Annotated in this window: 2 protein-coding genes; both read left to right on the forward strand. The window is 72.7% G+C overall.

Translation table 11 applies throughout. The annotated features are described in order from the left end of the window. Positions 1–231 (forward strand): hypothetical protein, encoded by a 231-nt coding sequence (locus G3I71_RS45370; protein ID WP_164324765.1) that lies wholly within the window; start codon positions 1–3, stop codon positions 229–231. A gap of 24 nt (positions 232–255) precedes the next feature. Beyond that, positions 256–531 carry an antitoxin gene (locus G3I71_RS45375; RefSeq protein ID WP_164324767.1) on the forward strand — a complete coding sequence of 92 codons (276 nt, stop codon included), beginning with the start codon at positions 256–258 and terminating at the stop codon, positions 529–531. Positions 532–670: the final 139 nt, after the last annotated feature.

Raw genomic sequence — 670 nt, forward strand, 5'->3', positions numbered from 1 at the left:
ATGGGCGTTTTCAGCCGGTTTTTTGGCCGCAAGGACGAGGTAACGACCGGGACGGGCGCGGCCGAGGCCGACCCGGCGGGAACGCCGGTGGCTGAGACCGGACCGGCCGCACCGGCCGAGGAGGCCGAGACGGCGGTCGGGACCCCCGCGGCGGAAGCCGTGGAGATCCCGAAGCAGCAGTCGGCGGAGGCCGCCGCGGACAGCGAGGCCGGCGAGGGCGCCCGTACGTAACCGTTCACCACTGGAAGGTGACCCATGGGCCTGCTCGACAACCTCAAGGCCAAGCTCGCTCCGGCGAAGGACAAGGTCGGCGACCTCGCGCAGCAGCACGAGGGCAGGATCGGCCAAGGTCTGGACAAGGTGGCCAAGGCCGTCGACTCCAAGACCAAGGGCAAGTACAGCGGCCAGAGCACGAGCGGTACGGGCAAGGCGAAGGACGCCCTGGGCAAGATCGCGCACCAGGACGACACCCCCGGTGGGCCGACCCCGCCCACCCCGCCCACCCCGCCGACGCCTCCGGCGGCCTCCTGACGCGGTGCGCGAAGGGGCGCGGAACCGAACCGGTTCCGCGCCCCTTCGGCGTGTACGCCGCGTCGCGCGCGCCGGGGTGGCCGGCGGTGGCCTCAGGACCAGGTGGCGACGAAGTAGCCGACCCCGTACGTGCCGTCCT

This window comes from Streptomyces sp. SID12501 (genome assembly GCF_010550245.1).
Lineage (GTDB): Bacteria > Actinomycetota > Actinomycetes > Streptomycetales > Streptomycetaceae > Streptomyces.